18 protein-coding genes are annotated in these 24,053 nt (G+C 70.0%); 12 read left to right on the plus strand and 6 right to left on the minus strand.

Annotated elements, in window-relative coordinates:
• Positions 1-4 precede the first annotated feature (4 nt).
• The gene (locus AC5RUK_RS08345; protein WP_494107815.1) at positions 5-754 is read right to left on the minus strand and encodes an Rv3235 family protein; all 750 of its coding nucleotides are present in this window, start codon (positions 752-754) and stop codon (positions 5-7) included.
• Positions 751-1,473 (minus strand): LysM peptidoglycan-binding domain-containing protein, encoded by a 723-nt coding sequence (locus AC5RUK_RS08350; RefSeq protein WP_494151868.1) that lies wholly within the window; start codon positions 1,471-1,473, stop codon positions 751-753. The genes AC5RUK_RS08345 and AC5RUK_RS08350 overlap by 4 nt, the downstream gene beginning before the upstream one ends.
• A 158-nt stretch (positions 1,474-1,631) precedes the next feature.
• Here AC5RUK_RS08350 and AC5RUK_RS08355 point away from each other — a divergent pair, with 158 nt between their 5' ends.
• Positions 1,632-2,192, plus strand: a complete 561-nt coding sequence (locus AC5RUK_RS08355) for a hypothetical protein (RefSeq protein ID WP_494151869.1) — start codon at positions 1,632-1,634, stop codon at positions 2,190-2,192.
• A gap of 4 nt (positions 2,193-2,196) precedes the next feature.
• Here the strand turns inward: AC5RUK_RS08355 and AC5RUK_RS08360 are convergent, their stop codons facing one another.
• Positions 2,197-2,412 carry a helix-turn-helix domain-containing protein gene (locus AC5RUK_RS08360; protein WP_493979122.1) on the minus strand — a complete coding sequence of 72 codons (216 nt, stop codon included), beginning with the start codon at positions 2,410-2,412 and terminating at the stop codon, positions 2,197-2,199.
• A 239-nt stretch (positions 2,413-2,651) separates the two neighbouring features.
• On the opposite strand from AC5RUK_RS08360, the gene AC5RUK_RS08365 reads away from it, so the two are divergent.
• From AC5RUK_RS08365 to AC5RUK_RS08380, 4 genes are all read left to right on the plus strand, one after another.
• Positions 2,652-3,299: an SAF domain-containing protein gene (locus tag AC5RUK_RS08365; RefSeq protein ID WP_494151870.1), complete on the plus strand. Its 648-nt coding sequence runs from the start codon at positions 2,652-2,654 to the stop codon at positions 3,297-3,299.
• Entirely contained in the window at positions 3,296-4,609 is a 1,314-nt protein-coding gene (locus AC5RUK_RS08370; RefSeq protein WP_494107819.1) for a CpaE/TadZ family protein, read from the plus strand. Before AC5RUK_RS08365 ends, AC5RUK_RS08370 begins: the two co-directional genes overlap by 4 nt.
• A gap of 78 nt (positions 4,610-4,687) precedes the next feature.
• A complete protein-coding gene (locus AC5RUK_RS08375) occupies positions 4,688-9,520 on the plus strand; it encodes an NAD-glutamate dehydrogenase (RefSeq protein WP_494151871.1) in 4,833 nt (1,610 codons plus the stop codon).
• Between the two features lies 1 nt (position 9,521).
• Positions 9,522-10,997 (plus strand): sensor histidine kinase, encoded by a 1,476-nt coding sequence (locus AC5RUK_RS08380; RefSeq protein ID WP_493989159.1) that lies wholly within the window; start codon positions 9,522-9,524, stop codon positions 10,995-10,997.
• A gap of 75 nt (positions 10,998-11,072) precedes the next feature.
• Here the strand turns inward: AC5RUK_RS08380 and AC5RUK_RS08385 are convergent, their stop codons facing one another.
• Positions 11,073-11,321 (minus strand): WhiB family transcriptional regulator, encoded by a 249-nt coding sequence (locus AC5RUK_RS08385; RefSeq protein WP_086994524.1) that lies wholly within the window; start codon positions 11,319-11,321, stop codon positions 11,073-11,075.
• 275 nt (positions 11,322-11,596) lie between these two features.
• Between AC5RUK_RS08385 and AC5RUK_RS08390 the strand changes: the two genes are divergently transcribed.
• Positions 11,597-12,013, plus strand: a complete 417-nt coding sequence (locus AC5RUK_RS08390; protein ID WP_494151872.1) for a hypothetical protein — start codon at positions 11,597-11,599, stop codon at positions 12,011-12,013.
• On the opposite strand, the gene AC5RUK_RS08395 is transcribed toward AC5RUK_RS08390, so the two are convergent.
• Entirely contained in the window at positions 11,985-15,935 is a 3,951-nt protein-coding gene (locus tag AC5RUK_RS08395; protein WP_494151873.1) for an FtsK/SpoIIIE domain-containing protein, read from the minus strand. The genes AC5RUK_RS08390 and AC5RUK_RS08395 overlap by 29 nt on opposite strands.
• A gap of 154 nt (positions 15,936-16,089) precedes the next feature.
• On the opposite strand from AC5RUK_RS08395, the gene AC5RUK_RS08400 reads away from it, so the two are divergent.
• The 5 genes from AC5RUK_RS08400 (at position 16,090) to AC5RUK_RS08420 (ending at position 21,403) form a co-directional block, all read left to right on the plus strand.
• Positions 16,090-17,379, plus strand: a complete 1,290-nt coding sequence (locus AC5RUK_RS08400; protein WP_494107823.1) for a nucleotide sugar dehydrogenase — start codon at positions 16,090-16,092, stop codon at positions 17,377-17,379.
• 61 nt (positions 17,380-17,440) lie between these two features.
• Positions 17,441-18,061, plus strand: a complete 621-nt coding sequence (locus tag AC5RUK_RS08405) for an acyltransferase (RefSeq protein WP_494151925.1) — start codon at positions 17,441-17,443, stop codon at positions 18,059-18,061.
• The gene (locus AC5RUK_RS08410; protein WP_494151874.1) at positions 18,058-19,152 is read left to right on the plus strand and encodes a DegT/DnrJ/EryC1/StrS family aminotransferase; all 1,095 of its coding nucleotides are present in this window, start codon (positions 18,058-18,060) and stop codon (positions 19,150-19,152) included. The genes AC5RUK_RS08405 and AC5RUK_RS08410 overlap by 4 nt, the downstream gene beginning before the upstream one ends.
• 2 nt (positions 19,153-19,154) lie before the next feature.
• Positions 19,155-20,225 carry a Gfo/Idh/MocA family protein gene (locus tag AC5RUK_RS08415; RefSeq protein ID WP_494151875.1) on the plus strand — a complete coding sequence of 357 codons (1,071 nt, stop codon included), beginning with the start codon at positions 19,155-19,157 and terminating at the stop codon, positions 20,223-20,225.
• The gene (locus AC5RUK_RS08420) at positions 20,225-21,403 is read left to right on the plus strand and encodes a glycosyltransferase (RefSeq protein WP_494151876.1); all 1,179 of its coding nucleotides are present in this window, start codon (positions 20,225-20,227) and stop codon (positions 21,401-21,403) included. Before AC5RUK_RS08415 ends, AC5RUK_RS08420 begins: the two co-directional genes overlap by 1 nt.
• A 99-nt stretch (positions 21,404-21,502) precedes the next feature.
• Here the strand turns inward: AC5RUK_RS08420 and AC5RUK_RS08425 are convergent, their stop codons facing one another.
• Positions 21,503-22,642 carry a glycosyltransferase gene (locus AC5RUK_RS08425; RefSeq protein ID WP_494151877.1) on the minus strand — a complete coding sequence of 380 codons (1,140 nt, stop codon included), beginning with the start codon at positions 22,640-22,642 and terminating at the stop codon, positions 21,503-21,505.
• Between the two features lie 246 nt (positions 22,643-22,888).
• Between AC5RUK_RS08425 and AC5RUK_RS08430 the strand changes: the two genes are divergently transcribed.
• Positions 22,889-24,049 carry a glycosyltransferase family 4 protein gene (locus tag AC5RUK_RS08430; protein WP_494151878.1) on the plus strand — a complete coding sequence of 387 codons (1,161 nt, stop codon included), beginning with the start codon at positions 22,889-22,891 and terminating at the stop codon, positions 24,047-24,049.
• Positions 24,050-24,053 lie beyond the last annotated feature (4 nt).

Genomic DNA, 24,053 nt, shown 5'->3' on the forward strand with positions numbered 1-24,053 from the left:
CGGTTCAGCCGATCTCCAGGGCCGTGACCTTCCACAGTCCGCGGATCAGCTCCAGGCGCAGCGCTACGGCGCGAATCCGGTGGGTCTCGGCCACCACGAGCGACGCTTCATACGCGCTGTCGGCGGCGCGGCACACCCGGGAGGAGCGGACCACGGCGCTGCGGTGCAGCCGCAGCGGGGCCCGGCCATCGGAACGAAGTTTCGCCTGGTGCGCCCGGACGATGTCCGCGCGGTGCACCAGCTTTTCATAGCTGACGGGATCGAGCCAGCGGGCCAGCTGATGGACCGGCCGCGTGCCGGAGACGGCCTCCAGGCAGGCCTGCGCCACGGACCGGGCCGTCGCGGTGACGTGGCTCAACTCGGCCTCCGTCTCCGGATCCCCGCCCACGGGCAGTGGAACGGGCCGGGGCACTGCAGCGGGTCCGGCTGTTCCGTGGGCCCCGGTGTCCTCCGGCCGCCTGGGCTGCAACCGGATGACGGGGGCGAAATAACCGTCCGGCCCCGCCGGTTTGACCCGCCGTACCGTCAGGGGCCGAGGCTCCCCGCTCGCGGGTGCCAGCGCCTGGATCCGCGCGCCCGCCGCGGCTTCTTTGCCCGGCGCCTGCACCGCCGGGAGGTGTCGCACGTTGTCCATGTCCTGCCGTTCCTTCCACTGGTACTGCACTGGTACTGCCTTGACTTCCAGCCGCTCCACCATCCACGCGGCGTCCGTGGTCCGCGGCTGTGCGTCTCTCCGCCCGCCGGAAAGGTTCACTGCCCCGGTGGAGGCACAACGAGGGTTTGCCCCGGTTTGATCAGCGAGGGGTCGAGGCCGATGACGGTCCGGTTGGCGGCATACCAATCGGGCCACCGCTCGGCGATTTCCCTGTCGGTCGCCAGCGGACCCAGCTCGGCGGCCGCGAGATGCCAGAGGGAATCCCCGGCGGTGACGGTAACGGTCCGCGGGTTGCCGGGAGTGTGCCGGGTCAGCGGCTTGGCGACGACGCCCGGTGCCGCGGCCGGCGGCGCGGGCTTCCATAAGGGGTCCACCGGCGGATTTGCCGGACCTGCCGGGCCGTTCGGCTGCCACTGAGGATCCACGACTTCGGCGCCGGAGATACCGGTCCCGGCCGCAGGTTCAGCCGTACGCGTTGTGGTCGCCGCGTGGGCCCCGGCGACCATCACCAGGTTGAGGCCGACGACCGCGCCCGCCAAGCGCCGCAGGAACGCGGGACTCAGGGCGGCCCACCGAGCCGCCAGGCGCCGGTGGCCGGTCCTGGCCAGCACGGCGCTGGCGGCAGCTGCTGCCATGCCCAGGAGCAGCCAACAGAGCACGGCCGCGCCGCCGCCGATCGACAGGACGGCCAGCAGGTCCTGATAGTTTTGCGCCGGCCACGCGGCGCCGGCGCCTACTTCGGTCCCGGCGAGAATCAGCACGGCGGCGCAACCCGCGACCAGCCCTGCGATTGCCAGATCGGCGGTGGTTCTGAGCATGGGAAGCGCCTCCGGTCCGGATCGGCTTTTGACTCCGTTTGATGCAGTTTGCTGCTTTTTGTTGCTGCTTGAGCACCCATGGTGGCACTGGCCAAGGCTTGTTGTAAAGTGGCTGGTTTCGATTGACGGAATTTGATCGGGGTTCCTAGGCTGGCGCCATGCGTTGGGACGCCCTGTTTGCCGATCTGGAGACGCAGCTACACGCCGCGGGGCGGTTGGAGCTGGAAGCCGAGGCCAACGAGCGTGCCCGGATCGAGCTGGCCGCGGTGCATCTGGCCGACAGGCTTCGGGGGCAGCTGGGAAGCTGGCTGCGCTTGCATCTCGGCGCAGACCTCAGGTTCGAGGGAACGTTGGCCCATGTGGGATCAACCTGGTTGGTGCTCAACCAGGGCGTGCGCAGCATGCTCGTGCCGCTGGCTGCCCTCCAGCTGCTCGAAGGCATGGGCCGGCATGCGATTGCCGACGAGTCCGGAGCGCGTCGGCTCGGCCTCGGTTCCGCGCTTCGGGCCCTGGGCCGCGACCGCGCCCCTGTCGCCGTCTATCTATCCGGTAGTTCGGGCGTGCCCGCGGCGGAGGGGGTAATCGACCGGGTCGGGGCGGACTCCTTCGACGTCGCGGCAGTGCCCTCGGGCGAGGACCGGCGCGCGGCAAATGTCCGGTCGGTCTACACGGTGCCCTTCCCGGCCCTTGCCGCCCTCGTATCGCGCAGCCCGGACTAGGTGCTCATTCCGTGGTCGACTTGGCTTCTTCGATCAGCCGCCGCGTCTGGGCGTACTTGTCCTGGATGTACTGATCGAGCATGACCTGCTCGACGCGCCACTGGCCCCGGCCGCCGATCTGGATGGCGGGAAGTTCGCCGCTGCGGACCAGGGCGTACGTCTGCGACGAGGAGATCTGCAACTCCTCCGCCACATCGGACAGAGTCAGGAACCGTGGCATGGACAGATCCTTTGGGACGGGGATAGTTTTCCCCATTATGGCATCGTTTGATGTCATTTGATCCGGCTGCTGCCGTGCTGTTGACCCGAAAAGTTTTTCCACAGACCGGGGCCGATCGGCCGCCGCGGTTCCCTTTCCCTGCCGCCACGACCAGAATGGTGCCACCCGCGGCCTCGAAGCCCTTGTTCGGACCGCAGCGTGGCTGTCCCTTCGGGGCGCGGGGCTGAGGGGGAAAATCCGTGAGCGCTGCCATCGCCGAAAAAACCACGGCACAACGGTTGAAACGCCCGTCGTGGAAAGATCCCCGGCTGCTGGTGGGACTGCTGCTGGTGTTGGCTTCGGTGGCCGGAGTCTCCGCGCTGGTAACCGGCGCGGACCAAACCACCGGTGTCCTGGCAGCCAGGACGGACATCGCGGTGGGACAACCAATCTCCGCCGCGGACGTCGTCGTCGTCGAGGTCCGGCTGGGTGAGGCCGAGGGCCGCTACCTGCCGGCAGCAACGGGGCTGCCGGCAGGTGCCGTCGCCACCGCACTGGTCCGGGGCGGGGAATTGCTGCCGGCCTCCGTGCTGGGCGTCGCCGACGACCTGGACCGAAAGCCGATCGGCCTGAACATCGAGAGCCCGTTGCCCGAGGGCGCCGGCCCCGGTTCCAGGGTCGATGTCTGGGTTTCGCTGCCCGACGGACGGAACGGCTTCAAGCAGCCGGAGAGGCTGCTCGAGGCGGCCGAGGTGTCGCAGTTGACCGACGCCACCACCGCTTTCGGCTCGTCCGGAGCGGAACGGCTGCACGTCCTGGTGGGGGATGACACCATGCCGGCGCTGCTGCATGCGCTCGCCAACGGGGCACGCATCAACGTCGTACTCAACCCGGCCGGCACCCCATGAGCCTGCCGGTCGTCACGCTGGGCACAGCGGCCGCCGACTTCGTCGCGGGCCTGGAACGGCTGCATGGACCCGTGACGGTGGTCCGGCGCTGCACCGAGCTCGCCGAGTTGCTGGCGGCGGCGCAGTCCGGGCTGGCCCGGGCCGCCATCGTGGCAGGCCGGACCCGGGAACTCGACGGCAGCGTGCTGGAGCGGCTGCACAGCGCCGAGGTTTCCGTGGTGGCGCTGACCGACGACGGCGGCGAACGCCTCCGGCTCGAAGCCCTCGGCATCCGCACCGGTGCCGAAACCGTCGAACCCGTGGCCCTGGCAGCACTGGTCGCCGAGTCGGTCGCACAGCTGGGCTCGCTGACGCCGGCCGGGGCGGCAGGGCGGGCTGCGGCGCCCGGACCGGCGGCGCTGGCCGACCCTGCCCGGGCCCTGCACGCGCACGGCGCTGAACCCGGACCGGCGGTACCTGCAGGGCCGAAGGGCGAACTGATCGCGGTGTGGGGTCCGGCCGGGGCGCCGGGACGCACCACGGTGGCGGTCAACCTCGCGGCCGAATACGCCGCCGCGGGGCGGCGGACCCTGCTGATGGATGCGGATACCTATGGGGCCAGCGTGGCCGCGTTCCTCGGCCTGCTCGACGAATCCGCCGCCCTGGCCCACGCTTGCCGGCTGGCGGACCAGGGCGTCTTGGATCTTCAAGCCTTGGAGCGGGTATGCCTGAAGGTGGCCGTGGCCGGAACCTCGATGCTGGTGCTGACCGGGATTACCAGGGTGGACCGGTGGACCGAGCTGAGGCCATCGGCGCTTGGAACGGTGCTGGAGGTGGCGCGGGCGGTTGCGGAGACCGTCGTCGTGGATTGCGGTTTCTCGCTGGAACACGACGAGGAGCTGAGCTTTGACTCGATGGCGCCCCGGCGCAACGGCGCCACCCTGCGGGTGCTCCAGGCGGCGGACCGGGTGCTGGCTGTGGGCAGCGCCGATTCCTTGGGGCTGCCGCGGCTGGTCCGCGGATTGGACGAATTGGCGCACGCAGTCCCCTCGGCCCCGGCAGAAGTCGTGCTCAACAAGGTTCGGGCGGCAGCAGTGGGAGCCAGGCCGGAAGCACAGCTGCGGGAGGCTTGGGAGCGGTTCGGGCCCGCGCGTGACATCCGCGCCCTGCTGCCGGCCGATTCCCCCGCGGCCGATGCCGCCCTCTTGGGCGGTTCGGTCCTCTTGGAGACCGCGCCCGGCTCTGTGCTGCGGCACGCCATCGCCGGGCTGGCAGGAAGCCGGCCGGCGGCACCCAGGCGGGGAATCCGCCGCCGTACCCGGCCAAAGTGAAGTTTTGAACGCGCCGCGTTAGGCTAGCCAAAGGACCGCAACGGCGCGGTCGGGACACACCTATCGGAGGCGTTTTACATGTCGACTGGATCCAGCATGGCGGATCTGTCCAGCTCAGCAACCGGCGATGAGGAATTCATCGCCAAATACTACGAGCACCTGGCCGCGGAGGATGCCGCGAGCTACAGTCCGGATGTGCTCCGCGCCCGTGCGCTCGCGCACCGGGAGCTGGCAGTCCACCGGCCGCCGGCCCAGCCAGTGATCGGCATCCGCGACGAACCCGAGGCCAGCGTCGTCATGATCGTCACCGACGACATGCCGTTCCTGGTCGATTCGGTCACCGCCGAGCTGCTGCGGCAGGGTATTGCCATCCGGATGATCATGCACCCCACTTTCGTGACCACCCGGGCCCGGGACAGCCACGACCTCGCCGGCGTGGAACAGGTGCCGGTCGCCGCCGGGGTCTCCAGCGGCGACACGGCGGCACTGCCGCATCTGGGATCGTTTGAGACCGGCGGCGACCAGGTCCTGCGGATCGAGTCCTGGATGGCCGTGGAGACCGGACGTATCGAGCCGGAGAAGGCCGCCGAATTGATGACCGGACTCAAGAGCGTCCTGGCGGACGTCCGGGCGTCGGTCGAGGACTGGCCGGCCATGCGCCGGCAGGTGCGGCAGGTGGCCGCGTCGCTGGATGCGGTCGCAGGCGCCGACGAGATTCCCGACCTGCAGGAGGCCAAGGCGCTGCTTGAATGGCTCGACGACGGGAATTTCACCTTCCTGGGCTACCGCGAATACGATCTCGTCACCCAGGACGGCGAAGACGTGCTCCTGGTCCGCGAGGACAGCGGCCTGGGCATGATGCGCCACATCGGCGACACGAAGCGGATCCAGCACCTCACCGAAGAAGGCCGCGCCCGCGCCCGGGAAAAGCGTGCGCTGGTGATTACCAAGGCGAATTCGCGCTCCACGGTGCACCGTGCGGCGTACCTGGACTACATCGGCGTGAAGAGCTTCGATGCGCAGGGCAACGTCGACGGCGAGCGCCGCTTCATCGGCCTCTTCGCCACCAGCGCCTACAACCGCTCGGTGAAGAGCGTCCCGATTGCCCGGGAAAAGGTCGCCGCAGTGCTGCAGCACAGCGGCTTCCCGGCCGATTCGCACTCCGGCAAGGACCTGCTCTCGATCCTCGAAACGTACCCCCGCGACGAGTTGTTCCAGATGGACGCCGAGGAGCTGGCCGAGACCGCGATGGGCATCCTGCGGCTGCAGGAGCGGCGCCGGACCCGGCTGTTCCTGCGCACCGACGCCTACGGCAGGTTCGTGTCTGCCCTGGTGTTCCTGCCGCGCGACCGCTACACCACAGCCGTCCGGCTGCGGATCGAGCAGGAACTGCGCAACACCTTCGACCCGCAGAGCATCGACTACGAGGCGCGGATGTCCGAATCCGCCCTGGCCCGTCTGTTCTTCCGCATCCGGCTCAAGCGTGACTCCACGGTGCCGAAGGTCGATACCGCCGACCTTGAGCGCCGGCTGGCCCAGGCGTCCCGGTCCTGGTCGGAGGGCATCGAAGAGGTGCTGCGCGCCAATTTCGACGGCGAGGAGGCTGCCCGCCTCTCGGCGAACTGGAAGGACGCGTTCCCGCCCAGCTACCGGGTGGACTACGAAGTGGAAGACGCGCTCGAGGACATCGCCCGTTTCCGCAACTACGAGGGAGGCGACGCCGGCGCCGCCCCCGTGCTGCACGTCTATGTCCCCGAGGACAGCGCCGACGTGCTCGCCGCCGACGCCCGGCTGAAGCTGTACCTGCCGGAGGCGCGGTCGCTGAGCAACATCATGCCCGTGCTGCAGAACACCGGGCTGGAGGTACTGGACGAGCGCCCGTTCGAGATCGCCACGGCGGACGGCGAAGACTACTTCCTGTACGACTTCGGCCTCCGGTACCCGGCGGGCGTCGACCCGATCGCCACCGGCGACCTGCTTGAGGAAGCCTTCGGCGCTGCCGTCACCGGACGCAGCGAGTCGGACGGCTTCGACCGGCTGGTCCTGGCCGAAGGCATCGGCTGGCGCCAGGTTGCCGTGCTGCGCGCCTACACCCGGTACCTGCGGCAGCTGGGCAACCTGGTCTCCTACGCCTTCGTCTCCGACACCCTGCTGGCCAACCCGGCAGTGGCCCGCGCCCTGCTAGCGGTGTTCAACGCCAGCTTCGACCCGGACCTGGACGGTGACCGCGAGGCGGCGGTCGAGGCCGCCCGTTCCGAGCTCGCAGCGGGACTGGAAGCCGTGCCCACCCTGGACGCCGACCGGGTGCTGCGCTCGCTGGCGAACCTGATCGACGCGACGCTTCGCACCAACTACTTCCAGGACAAGCCCTACTTCAGTTTCAAACTCAGCCCGTCGCGGATCGATGGTGCACCATTCCCGCGGCCGAAGTATGAAATCTGGGTCTACTCGCCGCGGGTCGAAGGCGTCCACCTTCGGTTCGGCGACGTTGCCCGCGGCGGACTCCGCTGGTCCGACCGGCGGGAGGACTTCCGCACCGAAATCCTGGGACTGGTCAAGGCTCAGACGGTCAAGAACGCGGTCATCGTGCCGACCGGCGCGAAGGGCGGCTTCTTCGCCAAACGGCTGCCCGACCCCGCCGTCGACCGCGCGGCCTGGATGGCGGAAGGGCAGGAAAGCTACCGCACCTTCATCCGCGCCTTGCTGGACATCACCGACAACCTGGTCCGGACCGAATCCGGCCAGGAAGTAGTGCCCCCGGAGCGGGTTGTCCGGCTGGACGGCGACGATACCTACCTGGTGGTTGCCGCGGACAAGGGGACTGCGAGCTTCTCCGACATCGCCAACGACATCTCGCTGGAATACGGCCACTGGCTGGGTGACGCCTTCGCGTCCGGAGGCTCGGTCGGCTACGACCACAAGGCAATGGGCATCACCGCACGCGGTGCCTGGGAATCGGTCAAGCGGCACTTCAGCGAACTCGGCGTCGACACCCAGTCCGAGGATTTCACCGTCGTCGGGGTCGGGGACATGAGCGGCGACGTCTTCGGGAACGGGATGCTGCTGTCCGAGCACATCCGGCTGGTCGCAGCCTTCGACCACCGGCATATCGTCCTGGACCCGGACCCCGACGCCGCTGCCTCCTTCCAGGAGCGCCGGCGCCTGTTCGAGCTGCCCCGGTCCTCCTGGGCCGACTACGACGAGAAGCTGATCAGCGCCGGCGGCGGGGTCTACCCGCGGTCGGTGAAGTCGATCCCGTTGTCCGGGCAGGTTCGGGAAGTCCTCGGCCTCGATCCGCAGCTCACGAGCATGAGTCCGCCCGAGCTGCTGCAGGCCATCCTGAAGGCGCCGGTGGACCTGCTGTACAACGGCGGCATCGGCACCTATGTGAAGGCGTCGACCGAGTCGAATGCCGAAGTCGGCGACAAGGCCAATGACGCCATCCGCGTCAACGGCGCCGACCTGAGGGTCAAGGTGATCGGCGAAGGCGGCAACCTGGGCATGACCCAACGCGGCCGGATCGAAGCCGCCAGCCAGGGGATCATCCTCAACACCGATGCCATCGACAACTCCGCCGGCGTGGACTGCTCCGACTACGAAGTCAACATCAAGATCCTCGTGGACCAGATGGTCGCCGCCGGAAAACTGCCGGTAGCGGAGCGTGCCGACCTGCTGCACTCGATGACCGAGGAAGTCGGCCGGCTGGTCATCCAGGACAACATCGACCAGAACGTCCTGCTGCTCAACGACCGCCAGCGCATCATCGAGTGGAGCCCCAGCTTCGAACGCCTGATGGACTGGCTCGAAAACCATGCGGACCTGGACCGGAAACTCGAAGCGCTGCCGTCCACCGAGGAGCTGCACGAACGGATCGGCGCCGGCCAGGGCCTGACCTCCCCGGAGCTTTCCGTGCTGGCCGCCTATTCGAAGATTGAGTTGACCCATGCCCTGACCGAGAGCAATCTGGCCGACGACCCGTTCTTCGACGGCGTGCTGCGCGGCTACTTCCCGCACCAGCTCGTCGAGCGGTTCGGGGACGATATGGCAGGCCACCCGCTGCGCCGGGAGATCATCGCCACCGTCGTTGCCAACGACATGATCAACATGGGCGGCATCACCTTCGCGTTCCGGGTCATGGAGGAAACGTCCGTCTCCGAGGCCGACGTGGCACGGGCCTTCGTGGCGCTGCGCGAGATCTATGAGTTCGACAAGCTCGTGGAGGCGCTGAATGCGTTGCCGGCCAGCTTCCCGACGGATCTGTGGTGCACGGTGCACCTGGACATGCGCCGCCTGCTGGACCGGGCGGTACGTTGGTACATCAACCATGTTGACAGCGGAACCCCGGTCGCCGAAGGCGTCGCAATGTTCAAGCCCCAAATGGATCCCTTGCGCAACAACCTGGTCAAGTACCTGCGCGGCGACGACCTGGCCCGCGTGCACGAATGGCTCGAAACCGCCGAAGAACGCGGGCTGCCGGCAGGGATCGCCCGGCAGTGGGCCGAGCAGTTCGAGAGCTTCGGGTTGCTCGACGTCGCCCGCATCGCCGGGCAGGTGGACGAACCGGTCGAGTCCGTCGCACGCGTCTACTACGCGGTCTACGATCGGTTCGACGTCGACAACCTGCTGGAGCGCATCACCTCGCTGCCGCGGGAGGACCGCTGGCAGTCGCTGGCCCGGGCCGCCATGCGCGACGACCTGTACACGACCGTCACGGACATCACCGTGGCGGTGATGCGAAGCACCCCGGCAGGGGAGCAGGCCGAGGCCAGGCTCGACGAGTGGGAGCGGGCCAACGCGGAGAACATCAAGCGCACCCGGGACATGTTCGAGGAAGTGAACAAGCTCGAACAGGACGACATGGCCTCGTTGTCCGTGGCCCTGCGACTGATGCGCTCGACAGTTCGGCGATAGCTTGGCCATCTTCACCGATCCCATCCGCGACTACGCCGACTTTCGACCGGGTGACGCGGAGTGGCTCCATCTGCTGGTCGGCGACTGGCAGCTGATCGCGGATCTGGCGTTCGCCGATCTTGCCCTGTGGTTCCCGACGCCGGACGGGAGCTACGTGGCGCTGGCGCATGTGCGGCCGTCGACCACTCACACGGTGTTCCACCGGGACTTCGTGGGGGAGCGGATCCGTGAGGATCTCAAGCCGCTGGTGGACCAGGCACGCCGGTCGCAGACGATCGAACGGTCGTCGGAGGCCGACTGGACCACGGAGATGGCGATGCGGGTGGAGGCGGTGCCCATGGTCCGCAACGGCCGGACGCTGGCGATCGTGACGTCGCACATGGACCTGTCCAGCTCCAGGATGCCGTCGCGGCTGGAGCTGACCTACCGGCAGTGCGCCTACGACCTCCTGAAAATGGGAACGCTGGGACTGTGGCCGGACTTCGCCTCGCCGACCGGGTCGCGCCGCGGCGCGCCCCGGGTCGGCGACGGCCTGATCAGGTTGGACGCCGACGGGGTAGTGGAATATGCCAGCCCCAACGGCGTTTCGGCCTTCCGGCGGCTCGGCGACGTCGAGTCCCTGGAAGGGCGCTCACTGGCCGAAGTGACGACGGCGCTGCTCAAGGACCGGCGGATGGTCGACGAAACCCTGCCGCTGGTTGTCACCGGGCGCATGCCCTGGCGCACGGAGATTGAGTCCCGCGGCGTCTCGCTCTCGCTGCGGGCCATACCCCTGAGGAATGAGCAGGAGCGTTTCGGCGCCCTGGTGCTGTGCCGGGACGTCTCCGAACTGCGCCGGCGGGAGATGGAGCTGGTGTCGAAGGACGCCACCATCCGGGAAATCCACCACCGCGTGAAGAACAATCTCCAGACGGTGGCCGCGTTGCTGCGCATGCAGTCGCGCCGGATGGTCAGCGACGAAGCGAAACAGGGGCTGGAACAGGCCATGCGCCGGGTCGCCACGATCGCGCTGGTGCACGAAACGCTGTCCCAGGGCTTGGCGCAGAACGTGGACTTCGACGAACTGATCGGGCGTCAATTCCGTCTCTCGGCGGAAGTTGCATCGCCCACGCAAGCGGTCCGCACCGAGCGCAGCGGCGAGTTCGGGGAACTTCCCAGCGAATTCGCGACACCGCTGGCCCTGGTGATCAACGAACTGGTCACGAACGCCGTCGAACACGGGCTGGCCGGGCGGCACGGCACGGTCCGGTTGACTGCCCGGCGGAGCCGGCGGGGCGACGACGAAGTGCTGACCGTCTCGGTCGAGGACGACGGCGTGGGCCTGCCCGAGGAACCGCGGGGGGAGGGCCTGGGTTTGCAGATTGTCCGCACGCTTGTCACCAGCGAACTGGGCGGCCGGATCGAATGGACCCCGCGCGACGGCGGGGGGACGTGTGTGCGGATCGACTTGGTGCTCAACAACAAGGGTGCCCGCTGAGCGCGGGCAGGCCGCCGACGCGAGAGGCCGCTGCCGAATCCGGCAGCGGCCTCTCGCCAAACTGGGGGTCTTGGGTCAGGACGCCCGGCGGGCCCGGGCGGCGCGGCGCTTGAGCGCCCGGCGCTCGTCCTCGCTCATGCCTCCCCACACACCGGCGTCCTGGCCGGACTCGATGGCCCACTGCAGGCAGGTATCAATCACCGGGCAGCGCCGGCAGACGCTCTTGGCCTCTTCGATCTGCAGGAGTGCCGGCCCGGTGTTCCCCACGGGGAAAAACAGTTCCGGGTCCTTGTCCAGGCATGCCGCGCGGCTACGCCAATCCATGCTGATCACATACTCCTTTAAATGGTGTCCGGTGGTTTTTGTGAAAACATTCACGAACAGACTCATAGAAAAGGGAGCCCGACCGGCCCCCTCTGCGCTTCGCCATCAAGCGTTTCATGTTAAATCCGCGTAAACAAGAGGTCATGGGGACTTAACCGGCCGTAATACCTGAGTCATTCGTCACAGGGTGGTATGGTTCGGCTCCGGCCGGGAACCGGTGCCCGGCGATCTGCAGCCGATAATCCGACTATCTAAGGTAGGGTGCGAGTGTGTCAATGCCTGCACCGTCATCCGCCCCTGCCGCCCGTCCCATCGCCATCAAAATCATCGCGGCGGCAGTGGTTCTGGAAGCGCTGGTGCTCCTGTGCGGAGCCGCCCTGTACGGCTACGGGCTGGCCACTCAGACCCCGATATCGCTGTCCAGCAGCATCTTCCTGCTGGTCCTGATGCTGGTCTTCGGCCTCTGGCTTTTGGTCGTCGGGCACTTCCTGTTCCGCGGTTACCGCTGGACGCGGGCTGCTGCACTGGTGTGGCAGATCTTCGTCGTGGTGGTGGCCATCTCCATGATCCAAGGCGGCCAGCTGCTGCTTGGCCCGGTCCTGCTGGTGGCGGCCGGAGCCTCTTTCGTCCTGCTGCTGACCAAGCCCGTGACGGCTTTTTTGGTCAAGGGCGCGGCTCCCCGCGCCTTGTAGCCACGGCTACCTGCAGGGGGACGGCCCGGCCGGAATCGATCCGGTAGCCCCGTCCCGGCGGCCTCCACCCGTCGTCGAGCCGCACCCCGAAGAAGTCCGCATCCGCGCCCGCGCGCGGCGCCAAAACCATGCCGCGCCCCCGGGCCCTGGCCTGCAGGGCCAGCGGAACCTGCTGCGTCAGCAACGGCCCCGGGCGGGCAGCCACCACGGCCGATGCGCCGGCAGCGACCAAGGCGGCGATGGCACCGTGGGCACGCCCGCCGAGGCCCTCGGAGTCGTCGACCAACAGGACGGCGCCGCGCCCGGCGGCCGCGCGGCCGGCCCAGAATTCGTCGGCGTTTCCCTCGCGGGGCGGTGCGCAACAAGGCCTCAGTCCCTCCAGCGACTGCTGCAGCAGGACCAGCAGGTTGGTCTTCCCGCTGCCGTCGGGGCCCAGGACCAGGTACACCTCGCCGGCGGCCAGCGCCAGCGTGGAGGGCTCAAGCTCGTCGCCTTCCACGCCGATCACCGGATGCCCGCGGCACGCGCGGGGCAGCGCGGCCGCGGAAACCGTCAGCGGCAGCGCTTCTATCCGGAAGGGGCGGGTGCAGGCATCGGCCGGCGGGAGGCAGCCCGCCGGATCGGTGGTCAGGTGGCAGATCCCGCCGTCGCCACCGATCCGCCCCTGCACCAGAGCCCTGCCGGGCACCGCATCCATGGGAGGAAGGCGGGGCCAGCCCAGCAACGTTTCTGGACCGGCTCCGGTCGGCAGGTAAAGCCGGTTGGCCATGAGCGGCAGGAAGCGGCTGCCGGACAGCTCACGGTCTCCAGACACGGCCAGGACAACACCCGTCGCCTGGCCGTCGCGGGCAAGATCCTGCAGACAGTCTTCGGCCCAGCCGAGCCGGCCGGCCCGGAAGCCACTGAGCCAGCGGCCCCACCCGGTGACCAGCACGACCAACGGAACGGTGGCCGCCGGCTCGGCCGGCCCCACGGCCGACGCCAGGCCGCCGAGCCGGGAGGCAACCTCGTTGGCCAGCCGGCGCAAAACCCTTGCCGCCCGTTCGGTGTCCTGGGGCCCCACGTAGGCGCCCGTCCGGCCGGCGCCCGAGGCCAGGCCCAGCGAACCGTCGCCGTCCAGCACGTAGCAGTGGCGTTCCACCGGTCCGCCCAGGACCTGTGCCGCCAGGGTTCGCAAGAACTCCCGGTGCCCCCCGCCCTCCACGCCGAGAACCGCCAGGTGACCGTCGCGTTCCGGCTGCCAGCGCAGCGTCACCTGCCGTTGCCGGGACGGCAGATCCAGCAGCCCGATCGCGAGGCTGCCCCCGTCGTGAGGCGAGGCACCGGCGGGGTGCTGGCTCCCGCCGTCGCCGCCGCCGGGATAGCGGGCCGCGGCGAACGTCCCGGACCCGGGCAGGTCGGCGACGGCCAGTCTCGCCGGCAGGGCCGGCGGCAACCGCCTGGCTTCCGCCAGGCCGAGGCCACGGGAGGCGGCCGCGGCCTCGGCCACCAGGCGCCCGACCTCTCCGGCGCCCTCCGGGGCAGCCGCCGCCGGGGGTTCTGCCGCCAGCCATTCGTCCACCGTCCGGAAGACCGGGAGGGGACCGGCGGCCGGCAAGGTGCTGGAGGCCGACTGGAAGGGCACCGCATCCTGCGTGCCGATGCGCAGGTAGGCCCTGCCCCTTGCGGTCACCGGAATGTCGGCTGCCACGGGTGAGTCCAGCAGGTCGCGGGACTCGACCGTGTTCTGCGTCCGCAGCACGATCATGGTGGTGATATTCGCGCGGATGTCCGAGGAGACCGCACCCTGCGGCCGCTGCGTGGCCAGCACCAGATGGATGCCCAGGGCCCGGCCCACCGTAGCCACGCGCATCAGCTCGGGAAGCGCCTGCGGCGCGTCCGCGCCCAGCATCCGGAATTCGTCCACCACGACGACGAGCCGCGGCAACGTGCCCGGCGGGCAGGCCGCGATGTCGCCGACGCCGCGGCCTGCCAGCAGGGCTTCGCGGCGGCGCACCTCCGCCTGCAGCCAGGCCAGCCATCGGCCGACTGCCTCCGGCGTCAAGTCCGTGAGCAGGCCGGCGCAGTGCGGCAACCGGGCGAGCGGGCCGAGCCCGGACCCGCCCTTGAAGTCGATCAGCAGGAAATTCACCGTGTTCGGGGACTTGGTCAGGGCCAGCGAGAGGACAAGGGTCCGCAGCAGTTCGGACTTGCCGGAGCCGGTGGTGCCGGCGACCAGCAGGTGCGGCCCGTGGACGGCCAAGTCGAGCGCCAGCGGTCCCGCGGCGCCGGCACCCGGCAGGGCGGTGAGGCCGGGATGGCGGTCGCCGCGGGACCAGCGCTCCGCCAGCGGCTCCGGCGGAAGCATCGACTGCAGGCGACAGCCCGGCGGCACGGAGCCGGCCGCCTGTGGCGCAGTGCCCGGCATGGCAGCGGCGGCCAGCCGGGCAAAGCGGTCCAGCGTCAGGGCCGACACCAGATCCGCCGAAAACGCGACGTCGCCTGAGTTGGCGATCAGGCGGGACTCCTGTCCGGCCACGATGATCCGGGTCCCGGGTTCGGCCGGACCGTCGAACCAGAGCTGCGCGGCCGGCCATCCGGAATCCGCCAGGACCCGGGCTGCCTCGCAGCCGCGTCCGGCCACCAGCAGCACTAGGGTGCCGCTTCCGACGGCGAGCCGCTCCGCGAGCTGCCCGGGCCGGTCCACCAGATCCACCCCCGGCAGGAACCGCGCCGACGCCCGGAGCGACTCCGGCAACGCAAAACAGACAACACGCAGAGCCGTTCCCGCTGCCCGTGCGGCCAACTGCAGCAGGACGGAACGCAGCAGTCCGTCCAGCCCGGACGGTGCTCCCTGGAACCGCAACCGGGGCTCGGCGAGCAGGTCCACACACAGCGGAACATCCTGTGGCGCGGGAGGCTCGGCGACCGGCGCCGACGCCGAGCCGATGTGTGCCGGCAGGCTGGCCGTCCCCAGCCGCAGCCACACGTGGGCCGGGCGTGCCGGAGGGGTCGGGTCCGCGGCGGGACGCAAAAGCCCCGTGCCCGCCCGCAACAGGGACACGGTCAGCTCGGCGGCGCCGGGGGCCGCCAGGCGCCGCCGCCCGGCATCCGCTTCTGCCGCGGCAAGCACCGCGGCCCGGTAGCGGCGACGCTGCCGCCGCCCGGCGGCGTAGGGCACGGCGGCGGCCAGCAGGGACATGGCGCTGAAGGCCAGGAAGAACCAGAGGCCCGTCAGCAGGGCCAGCACCAGGCCGGCGAGCAACGGAAGCCCGGCCAGCAGCAACGTCGTCCCGGTCCGTCGCTCCGCAGGCTTTTCAGCCACGGGCACCGGAACGGTCAGGTCCGTGTCCGGCCGGAACGGTTCGCCCGGTTCGCTGCCGACTACCAGCTGCAGCCGGCTGCCGCCGATCCGCACCGGGTGCCCCGCCCTCAGCACGACCTGCCTGGTCCGCCTGCCGCCCCAGACGATGCCGTTGGACGACCCGGCGTCGCGCAGCAACACCTGGCGGTCGGTGACGTCCACGGTGGCATGCAGCCGAGACAACGCAGGATCCGCGATGGTCAGCCCGCAGGCATGCCGGCCGACGGTGAAGCGGCCGCGCGTGAGGGCGAACAAGTGGCCGGCGTCCGGCCCGGCGGTGACGGCCAGCAGCAGCGGCGGCATCGCCGGTGCTTCCCGGCGCGGCATAGCTGCCGCGTCCGGGGCGCAGACGACGACGGCGCCGTCGACCAGCGGGGACACGCCGGCGGTGAGTGAGGACAGCTGCTGTCCGGCCACCGTGAAGGCCACCCCCGGCAGGCGCCCGCGCAGCCAGGCCGCCAACGGCGCGGCGCTGTTTCCGGTTTCCAGCCCCGCGACGGCATCGGCATTCGCGGCGACCCAGGCCGTGGCGGTGGCCTGCAGGCCGGGGGCGGCCGCGAGCGTCACATGGAGGACCATGACAAGGAACCTAGGCAGAAAGGCGTGCCATTTTCCCGTGCTTCGCCCGGTTTGTGGATAACTGCGGAACCGGAGGCTGCCGTGAACAAGCGATACCCTTGACTCTGGGCCGAAAGGCCCACACACCGACACAACGAGAAAAGGCCTTGCTCTGGTGAAGATCGCTGTCATTGCTCTGGGAAAGATCGGGTTGCCGTTGGCCGCCCAGTTCGCTTCGAAGGGGCACGAGGTCGTCGGCGTGGACGTGAACCCTGCCGTGGTTGACCTGGTCAACGCGGGCAGCGAACCGTTCCCGGGCGAGGCAGGTCTCCAGGACAGGCTGGCCGAGCTGGTGCCAGCCGGCAGGCTGCGGGCGACCACGGACTATGCGGACGCGGTGCCGGGCGCGGACGCGGTGGTCTTGGTGGTGCCCTTGTTTGTAGACGCCGAGGCCAAGCCCGACTTCGGCTGGATGGATGCTGCTACGCAGGAGCTGGCCAGGCACCTGAGGCCGGGCACGCTGGTCTCCTACGAGACCACGCTGCCGGTGGGCACCACCCGGACCCGGTGGAAACCGATGCTCGAGGTCGGCTCCGGGCTGGTCGAGGGCGAGGACTTCCACGTGGTGTTTTCCCCGGAGCGGGTGCTGACCGGGCGGGTGTTCGAGGATCTGCGCAAGTATCCCAAGCTCGTCGGAGGGCTTTCCGCGGCCGGTGCCGCCGCGGCGCAGGAGTTTTACGAGGCGGTGCTGGACTTCGACGACCGGCCGGACCTGCCGCGCGGCAACGGGGTCTGGGACCTGGGCTCCGCTGAGGCCTCCGAGCTGGCCAAGCTCGCCGAGACCACGTACCGGGACGTGAACATCGGGTTGGCGAACCAGTTCGCCCGCTATGCGGCCACCGCCGGGATCGACATCTACCAAGTGATCGAAGCGTCCAACTCCCAGCCTTACAGCCATATCCACCAGCCCGGCATCGCCGTGGGCGGGCACTGCATCCCGGTGTACCCGCGGCTGTACCTATGGAACGATCCGTCGGCCACGGTGGTCGCTGCGGCGCGGGCGGCGAACGCGGGCATGCCGGACTACACGATCGGCCTGCTGGAGGGCGCGTACGGCGACCTGGCCGGCGCGCGCGTGGCGGTGCTGGGCGCGGCCTACCGCGGCGGCGTGAAGGAGACGGCGTTCTCGGGGGTGTTCGGCGCGGTGGAGGCGATCAACGCGCGGGGAGGCACCGCCGTCGTGCATGATCCGATGTTCAGCGATGCCGAGCTGACGGCTTTGGGCTTCACGCCCTATCATCTGGGCGAGCCCGCCGATGCCGCGGTGGTGCAGGCCGACCACGCCGAATACTCGGAGCTGGGACCGGACGACCTGCCCGGCGTGAAGGTGTTTGTCGACGGCCGGCGGGTCAGCTCGGCCGGGCGGTGGCCGGGCGTGGCGTACCGGGTGATCGGCAAGCCCTGAGCGCCGGAACGAAAACGGAATCGACGGCGGCGCAGCGGCCGTGAGCGGAAAGAGGGAAACCATGGCGTTCATCGCCGATTCGGCGGACGTCGCCGACGCCGCCCGGCTGGGCGAGGGCACGAAGATCTGGCATCTGGCACAGGTCCGCGAGGGCGCCGTGCTGGGAGAGAACTGCATCGTGGGCCGGGGCGCCTACATCGGCACCGGGGTGCAGGCCGGAGACAACTGCAAGATCCAGAACTATGCGCTGGTGTACGAGCCGGCGCGGCTGGGCCGCGGGGTGTTCATCGGCCCGGCCGTGGTGCTGACCAACGACACCTACCCGCGGGCGGTCGCCCCGGACGGTTCGCTGAAGAGCGCCGAGGACTGGACGCCCGTTGGCGTGGACATCCGCGACGGCGCGTCGATCGGCGCGCGGGCGGTCTGCGTGGCCCCGGTGACCATCGGCGCCTGGGCCACAGTGGCCGCCGGCTCCGTGGTCACCCGCGACGTGCCCGACTTCGCCCTCGTGGCCGGGGTTCCGGCCAAACGGATCGGCTGGGTGGGCCGGGCCGGACAGCGGCTGGCGCAGGACCCGGCGGATCCATCGGTGTGGGTGTGCCCGGCGACCGGGTCCCAATACCGGGAGGACGAGGGCGTGTTGCACGAAGTTTCTAACGAGACCGGAGGAGAACAGCTGTGAGCAAGGACTTCATACCGGCGGCGAAGCCGATCATCGGGGACGAGGAACGGGCCGCGGTGGACGCCGTGCTGGCCTCCGGCATGCTCGCGCAGGGGTCCGAGGTGGCCGCCTTCGAGCAGGAGTTCTCGCAGGTGCTGCTGGACGGCCGGCACGCGGTGGCGGTCAATTCCGGGACCTCGGGCCTGCACCTGGGCCTGCTGGCCGCCGGCATCGGGCCCGGCGACGAGGTCATCGTCCCGTCCTTTACCTTCGCAGCCACCGCCAACTCGGTGGCCCTGACCGGCGCCACCCCGGTGTTCGCCGACATCGAGCCGGTGCACTACTGCCTGGACCCGGAGGCGGTCCGCGCCGCGGTGACCGGGCGGACCAAGGCCATCATGCCGGTGCACCTGTACGGGCATCCGGCCGACATGGACGCGCTGGGCAGGCTGGCCGCGGAAAAATCGCTGCTGCTCCTCGAGGACGCCGCCCAGGCCCACGGCGCGTCGCTGGGCGGCCGCCCGGTGGGCACGTTCGGTGAGTTCGCGATGTTCAGCCTGTACCCGACCAAGAACATGACCTCCGGCGAAGGCGGCATGGTCTCCACCGGCAGCGACGAGGTGGCGCGCCGGCTGCAGCTGCTGCGCAACCAGGGCATGGAACGCCAGTACGAGAACGAGCTGGTCGGCTTCAACGCCCGGATGACCAACCTGCACGCCGCGATCGGCCGGGTGCAGCTGGGCAAGGTCCGCGGCTGGACCGACCGGCGCCGGGCCAATGCCGCGTTCCTGGACGCGAACCTGGACGGCGTGGGCACCCCCCGGGTGGCCGACGGCGCGGTGCACGTCTACCACCAGTACACGGTGCGGATCGGCGCGGGGGAACGCGACCGGTTCGCCGCGGCGCTGAAGGATGAATACCGGATCGGGTCCGGGGTCTACTACCCGATCCCGAACCACCGGCTGCCCTCCTTTAACACCGCCGCGGACCTGCCGGTGACCGAGGCCGCGGCCGCCGAGGTGCTCTCGCTGCCGGTGCATCCCTCCCTCGACGCCGAGGACCTGGACCGGATCGCCACCGCGGTCAACGCCCTCGCGAAGGCAGGTGCCTGAACATGGCAGGGACCGGCAAGACCGTGCTGCGCGCCGGGCTGATCGGCCTGGGCATGATGGGCCGCCACCACGCCCGGGTGCTCCGCGAGACCGACGGCGTGGACCTGGTGGCCGTGGCCGACGCGTACGGCGACCCGCACGGGGCCGCGCCCGGCCTGCCCGTCTGCGGCGGCGTCGAGGAGCTGATCGCGGCCGGGATCGACATCGCGATGTGCGCGGTGCCCACCGGCCTGCACGAGGAGGTCGGCCTGGCCCTGGCCGAAGCCGGCGTGCACACCATGGTGGAAAAACCGCTCGCCGACACCGTCGCCGGCGGCGAGAAACTGGCCGCCGCGTTCGAATCCCGCGGCCTGGTCGGCGCCGTCGGCCACATCGAACGGTACAACCCGGCGCTGCAGTCGCTGCGTGTCCGGCTGGAGGCCGGCGAACTCGGCCGGATCTTCCAGATCGCCACCCGCCGGCAGGGCCCGTTCCCGGCCCGGATCGCCGACGTCGGCGTGATCAAGGACCTGGGCACCCACGACATCGACCTCACCGCCTGGCTGGCGCAGTCCGAGTACCAGTCCGTCAGTGCCCGCACCACCACCCGCTCCGGCCGCGAACACGAGGACATGGTCGCGGCCACCGGGCAGCTGGCCAACGGGGTGATCACCAGCCACCTGGTGAACTGGCTCTCGCCGATGAAGGAACGGGTCACCGTGGTCACCGGGGAACGCGGCGCCTTCGTGGCCGACACGCTGACCGCCGACCTGACCTTCTACGAAAACGGCACCATCGACACCGAATGGGAATCCGTGGCGAACTTCCGCGGCGTCTCCGAAGGCAACATCACCCGCCTGGCCATTCCCAAGCGGGAACCGCTGAAGGTCGAACACGAGGCCTTCCGCGACGCCGTGCTCGCCACGCGCGGACTGCCGCCCGGTTCCCCGGCTGCACAGCACGACGGCGGCGCTGGCCCCGACCGCCCGGCGGCCACCATCGTCACCATGCGCGAAGGGCTGAACACGCTGCGCGTCGCCGAAGCCATGATCGCCAGCGCGAAGGAATCCCGCACCATCGGGCTGCAGGCCTGATGGGCCTGCGGATCCTGCTGGCCACCCGGATCTATGCGCCGGAGGCCGGCGCCGCCGCCTACCGGCTGGCCGCAACCGTGCGCGCTCTGACGGACGCCGGGCACCAGGTCACCGTGCTGACCACCCGGCCCCCGAAGGGACTTGGTGCCGCGGCGGGGGAAACCGGCCGCCACGGCGTCCGGATCCTGCGCTGGCCGGTGCTGCGGGATGCCAGCGGCGCCGTGCGGGGCTATCTGCAGTACGCCAGCTTCGACATCCCGCTGTTCTTCCGCCTGCTGGCGCAGAAACCCTTCGACGTGCTGCTCGTGGAGCCGCCGCCGACCACCGGCGTGGTGGTCCGCGTGGCGGCCGCGCTGCGGCGCCGTCCCTATGTGTACTTTTCCGCCGACGTCAGCTCCGATGCGGCGGCCGGAATCGGCGTGCACCCGCGGGTGGTCACGGTGCTGCGGGCCGTGGAACGCTGGGTGGTGACCGGTGCCTCCGGCATCCTGAGCATCTCGCCCGGCGTGACCCAGGCGCTGGCGCGGCTGACCTCCGGACGCGCCAGGGTGGCCGAGGTGGGCACCGGCATCGATACTGGCACCTTCAGCCTGCACGGGCCCCGAGCTGCCCAGCCCGGCCCCACCTTCGTCTACGCCGGCACCATGTCCGAGATCCAGGGCGCCGGCGTGTTCGTGGACGGCTTCCTCAAAATCATGGACCGGTACCCCGACGCGCGGTTGCTGATGTACGGCGGCGGCGTGGAGTTGGAGGAGCTGCGCCGCCGGGCGGCACCGGCGGGGGAGCGCATCCGCTTCATGGGAACGGCCGACGGCGGCACCATCGCCGGCGCGCTGCGCTCCGCCACCGCGGGGCTGGCCTCGGTGCGGCCGGCCCGCGGCTACGACTTTGCCTTCGCCACCAAGGCCTTCGTCTCGTTGAGCTGCGGCACGCCAGTGGTCTACGCCGGCGTCGGGCCGCTGCGGCAGTTGGTGACCGACCACAGGCTGGGCCGGAGCGTGGACTGGGACGCCGGCCAGGTGGCCGAGGCCTTGGCCGCGGCGCTGGAACGGACCCCGGACGACGCCGAGCGCCGCCGGCTGTCCGACTGGGTCGAGCGGAACTACTCGCTGCGCAGCGTGGGGGCCCGCGCCGCCGAAGCCGTCGCCGACGCCGCGAAAGGCTTCCGGCCGCGCTGACGCCGGCTCCGACGGCGCGTCGGCCGGGCCGCGAGAATGCGTGAAGGCCCTGTCAGGGCGACAGCAGGGCCGCGAGAATGCCGCTGGCGCCCGGCCCCGTCAGGGTGTCAGCAGGGCTGCGAGGATGCCCCTGGTGACGGCCTCGTCCTCGGCCGAGCTGAGCGCCGCGGCGGCTCCGTGCGCGTTGGCCTTGTACTTGTCCACCTGTTCGGTGGTCAGCGATGCCAGCGCCCGGGCCAGGGACTCGGTGCTGAAGTCCTCGGTCACCACGCCCAGGTCGTAGGCCTTCATTAGCGCCGCGGTCTCCGGGGACGGGCTGAACACCAGCGCCAGCCGCGCCTGCACGAAATCGAAGAACTTGTTCGGCAACATGAACCGGTGGTTCATCGTCTGCGGCGGAAGGGAAAAGACCCCGACGTCGTAGGCATTGAGCGTGGCGGGAAGCTCTTCCGGCGGCACCGCGTCGTGGAAGGTGATGCGTTCGTCGCCGTCGGCCAGGTCCTTGAGCTGCTGCCAGTAGCGTCCGCCGTCGCGGGCTTTGACCAGGTACAGATCCAGCGTGAAACGGTCATCGAGCAGCTTGACGGCGTTGATGGTGCCTTCCAGGTTGCGGCCGGGAACTGCGGCGCCGCTGTGGACCAGGCGGATCTTCCCCGGCACAGGGGCCGACGGATCCAGATGACGGAACGGCCCCGCGTTGCGGACCACTTCCACGGTGCAGCCGAACTGATCCGCATACATCCGGGCGATCGATCCGTTGACGGCGGTGACCGCGGCGCTGTTCGGCAGGTACTTGGCGCAGAGCCTGTGCATATACGGCGCGACCAGCAGCCGCCAGGGCAGTATATGGGAGCGTTCCTCCGGCGCCCACTCGTGCATGTCACCCCACACCGGTGCCCCCTGCGCCACGGCGTGGGCCAGGGGCAGGGCGCGGGCCTCATTCGCCACGACCAGGTCGAAGCGGCGTCCCGCCACCAGCTCTCGGGCCTGCTTGATGGCGGGGGCAGCCAGCTCCACCGCAGAATACAGGCGCAGCGCCAACAGCAGCACACCCAGCGGCGTCTGCGGCAGCGAGGGCAGCGACGCGTCGATTTCGAGGTGGTGGGTGGCTCCGGGGGGACGCTTGCCGTAGCTGAGCGTGGTGACCTCACCGGCTTCGGCCAACAGCTTGACTTGCCGCAGCACACGGGAATCGGCCTGGATATCCGAGAACGAGATACACAGGATCTGCTGGGCCACCACTGCTCCTTGTCGCTGACGCCGGGCGAATGCCGGACACTGAAAGATTACCGTCCGGGAATCGGTCCTCCGCGGCGCGACGGCGCACCGGGCGCGCCGGACCGCGGCGCGAGGCAAGCGGACCCGGGCCCGAGGCAGGGGCCCCCGGGCGAAGCCCGGAGCGCCGGGCTGGCGTTCAGGACCCCGGGCTAGGATGGCGATAAGCCGCACCGAGCCGGCTGCAGCCCACCAAGGTCCGGGAGCCCCGTGAAGATCGCCATCACCAAGAGCACGTTGCGGATTCCGCCAACGTACTTCGCCACGGCGCACGCCGAGCGGTTGAAGGACAGGCACGACTTCCGTGTCTTCACGCTGGTGGCGGAGATCGAGGATTCATCCGTTACGATCCCGGTCACGGACTTCGTTCCGGTGCCGCGGCTGGGCTTCCGGCGCCGCGAGCTCATGATGCCCGCTTTCATGCCGGCCATGACCGTGGCCGTGGGCCGGTTTGAACCGGACATCATCCATCAGCACTTCGCCACCTGGTCGACGCCCGCCGTCAAGGCCTCCATCGTGTCCGGGACGCCGCTCATCACCACCATGCACGGCTCCGACATGGTCTCGCTGGGGAATCCCGCGGACACGATGATGGCCCGGTGGCACCACCGGAATGTCCTTGCCGCCGCGGCGCACAGCACCCGCATCCTGGTGGTCAGCAACTACATGGCCGGCCGCGCCGCCGAGCTGGAACTGGACACCGCGAAAATCCGGGTGCATTACCAGGGCGTCGACACCGACTATTTCGAGCCGGCCCGCTACCAGGCCGATGAAATACCGGTCGTGCTCTTCGTCGGCCGGCTGAACACGCAAAAGGGCATCCGGGACCTGTTGGACGCCTCCCTGGCCGTCTGGCGCAAGGCACGGCACCGGCTGGTGGTGATCGGGGACGGCCCCTTGCGCGACACCGTCGCCGAGCAGGCCGCCAGCCATCCGCACATCGACTACCTGGGCCGCCAGGACCGGAGCGCGATCCGCTCCTGGCTGCAGCGGGCACATGTCCTGGTAGCCCCCAGCCAGGAAGCCGGCGGCGCCCGGGAAGCCGCCGGACTGGTGCTGCTGGAAGCCCAGGCGTGCGGCACTCCCGTGCTGGCTTACCGCAGCGGGGGCATTCCCGAAATGATGGACGACGGCGTCACCGGCCTGCTGGCACCGGAAGCCGAGTACAACCAGCTGCAGGACGGGTTGCAGCAACTGCTGCAGCTGGGCAGCGCGGAGTACTTGGCCATGCGCCGCGACGCGCGCAAGTTCGTGGTGGACCACCGGAGCCTGGCGGGCAGCGTGCGGGAGCTGGACGGCCACTATCGCGACGTGGCAGCCCAGACGCCGGCCACCGGGCGGCAGGGCCCGCCGCCGCCGGAACAGCCGTGACCAT

Source organism: Arthrobacter sp. Y3223065, assembly GCF_059090885.1.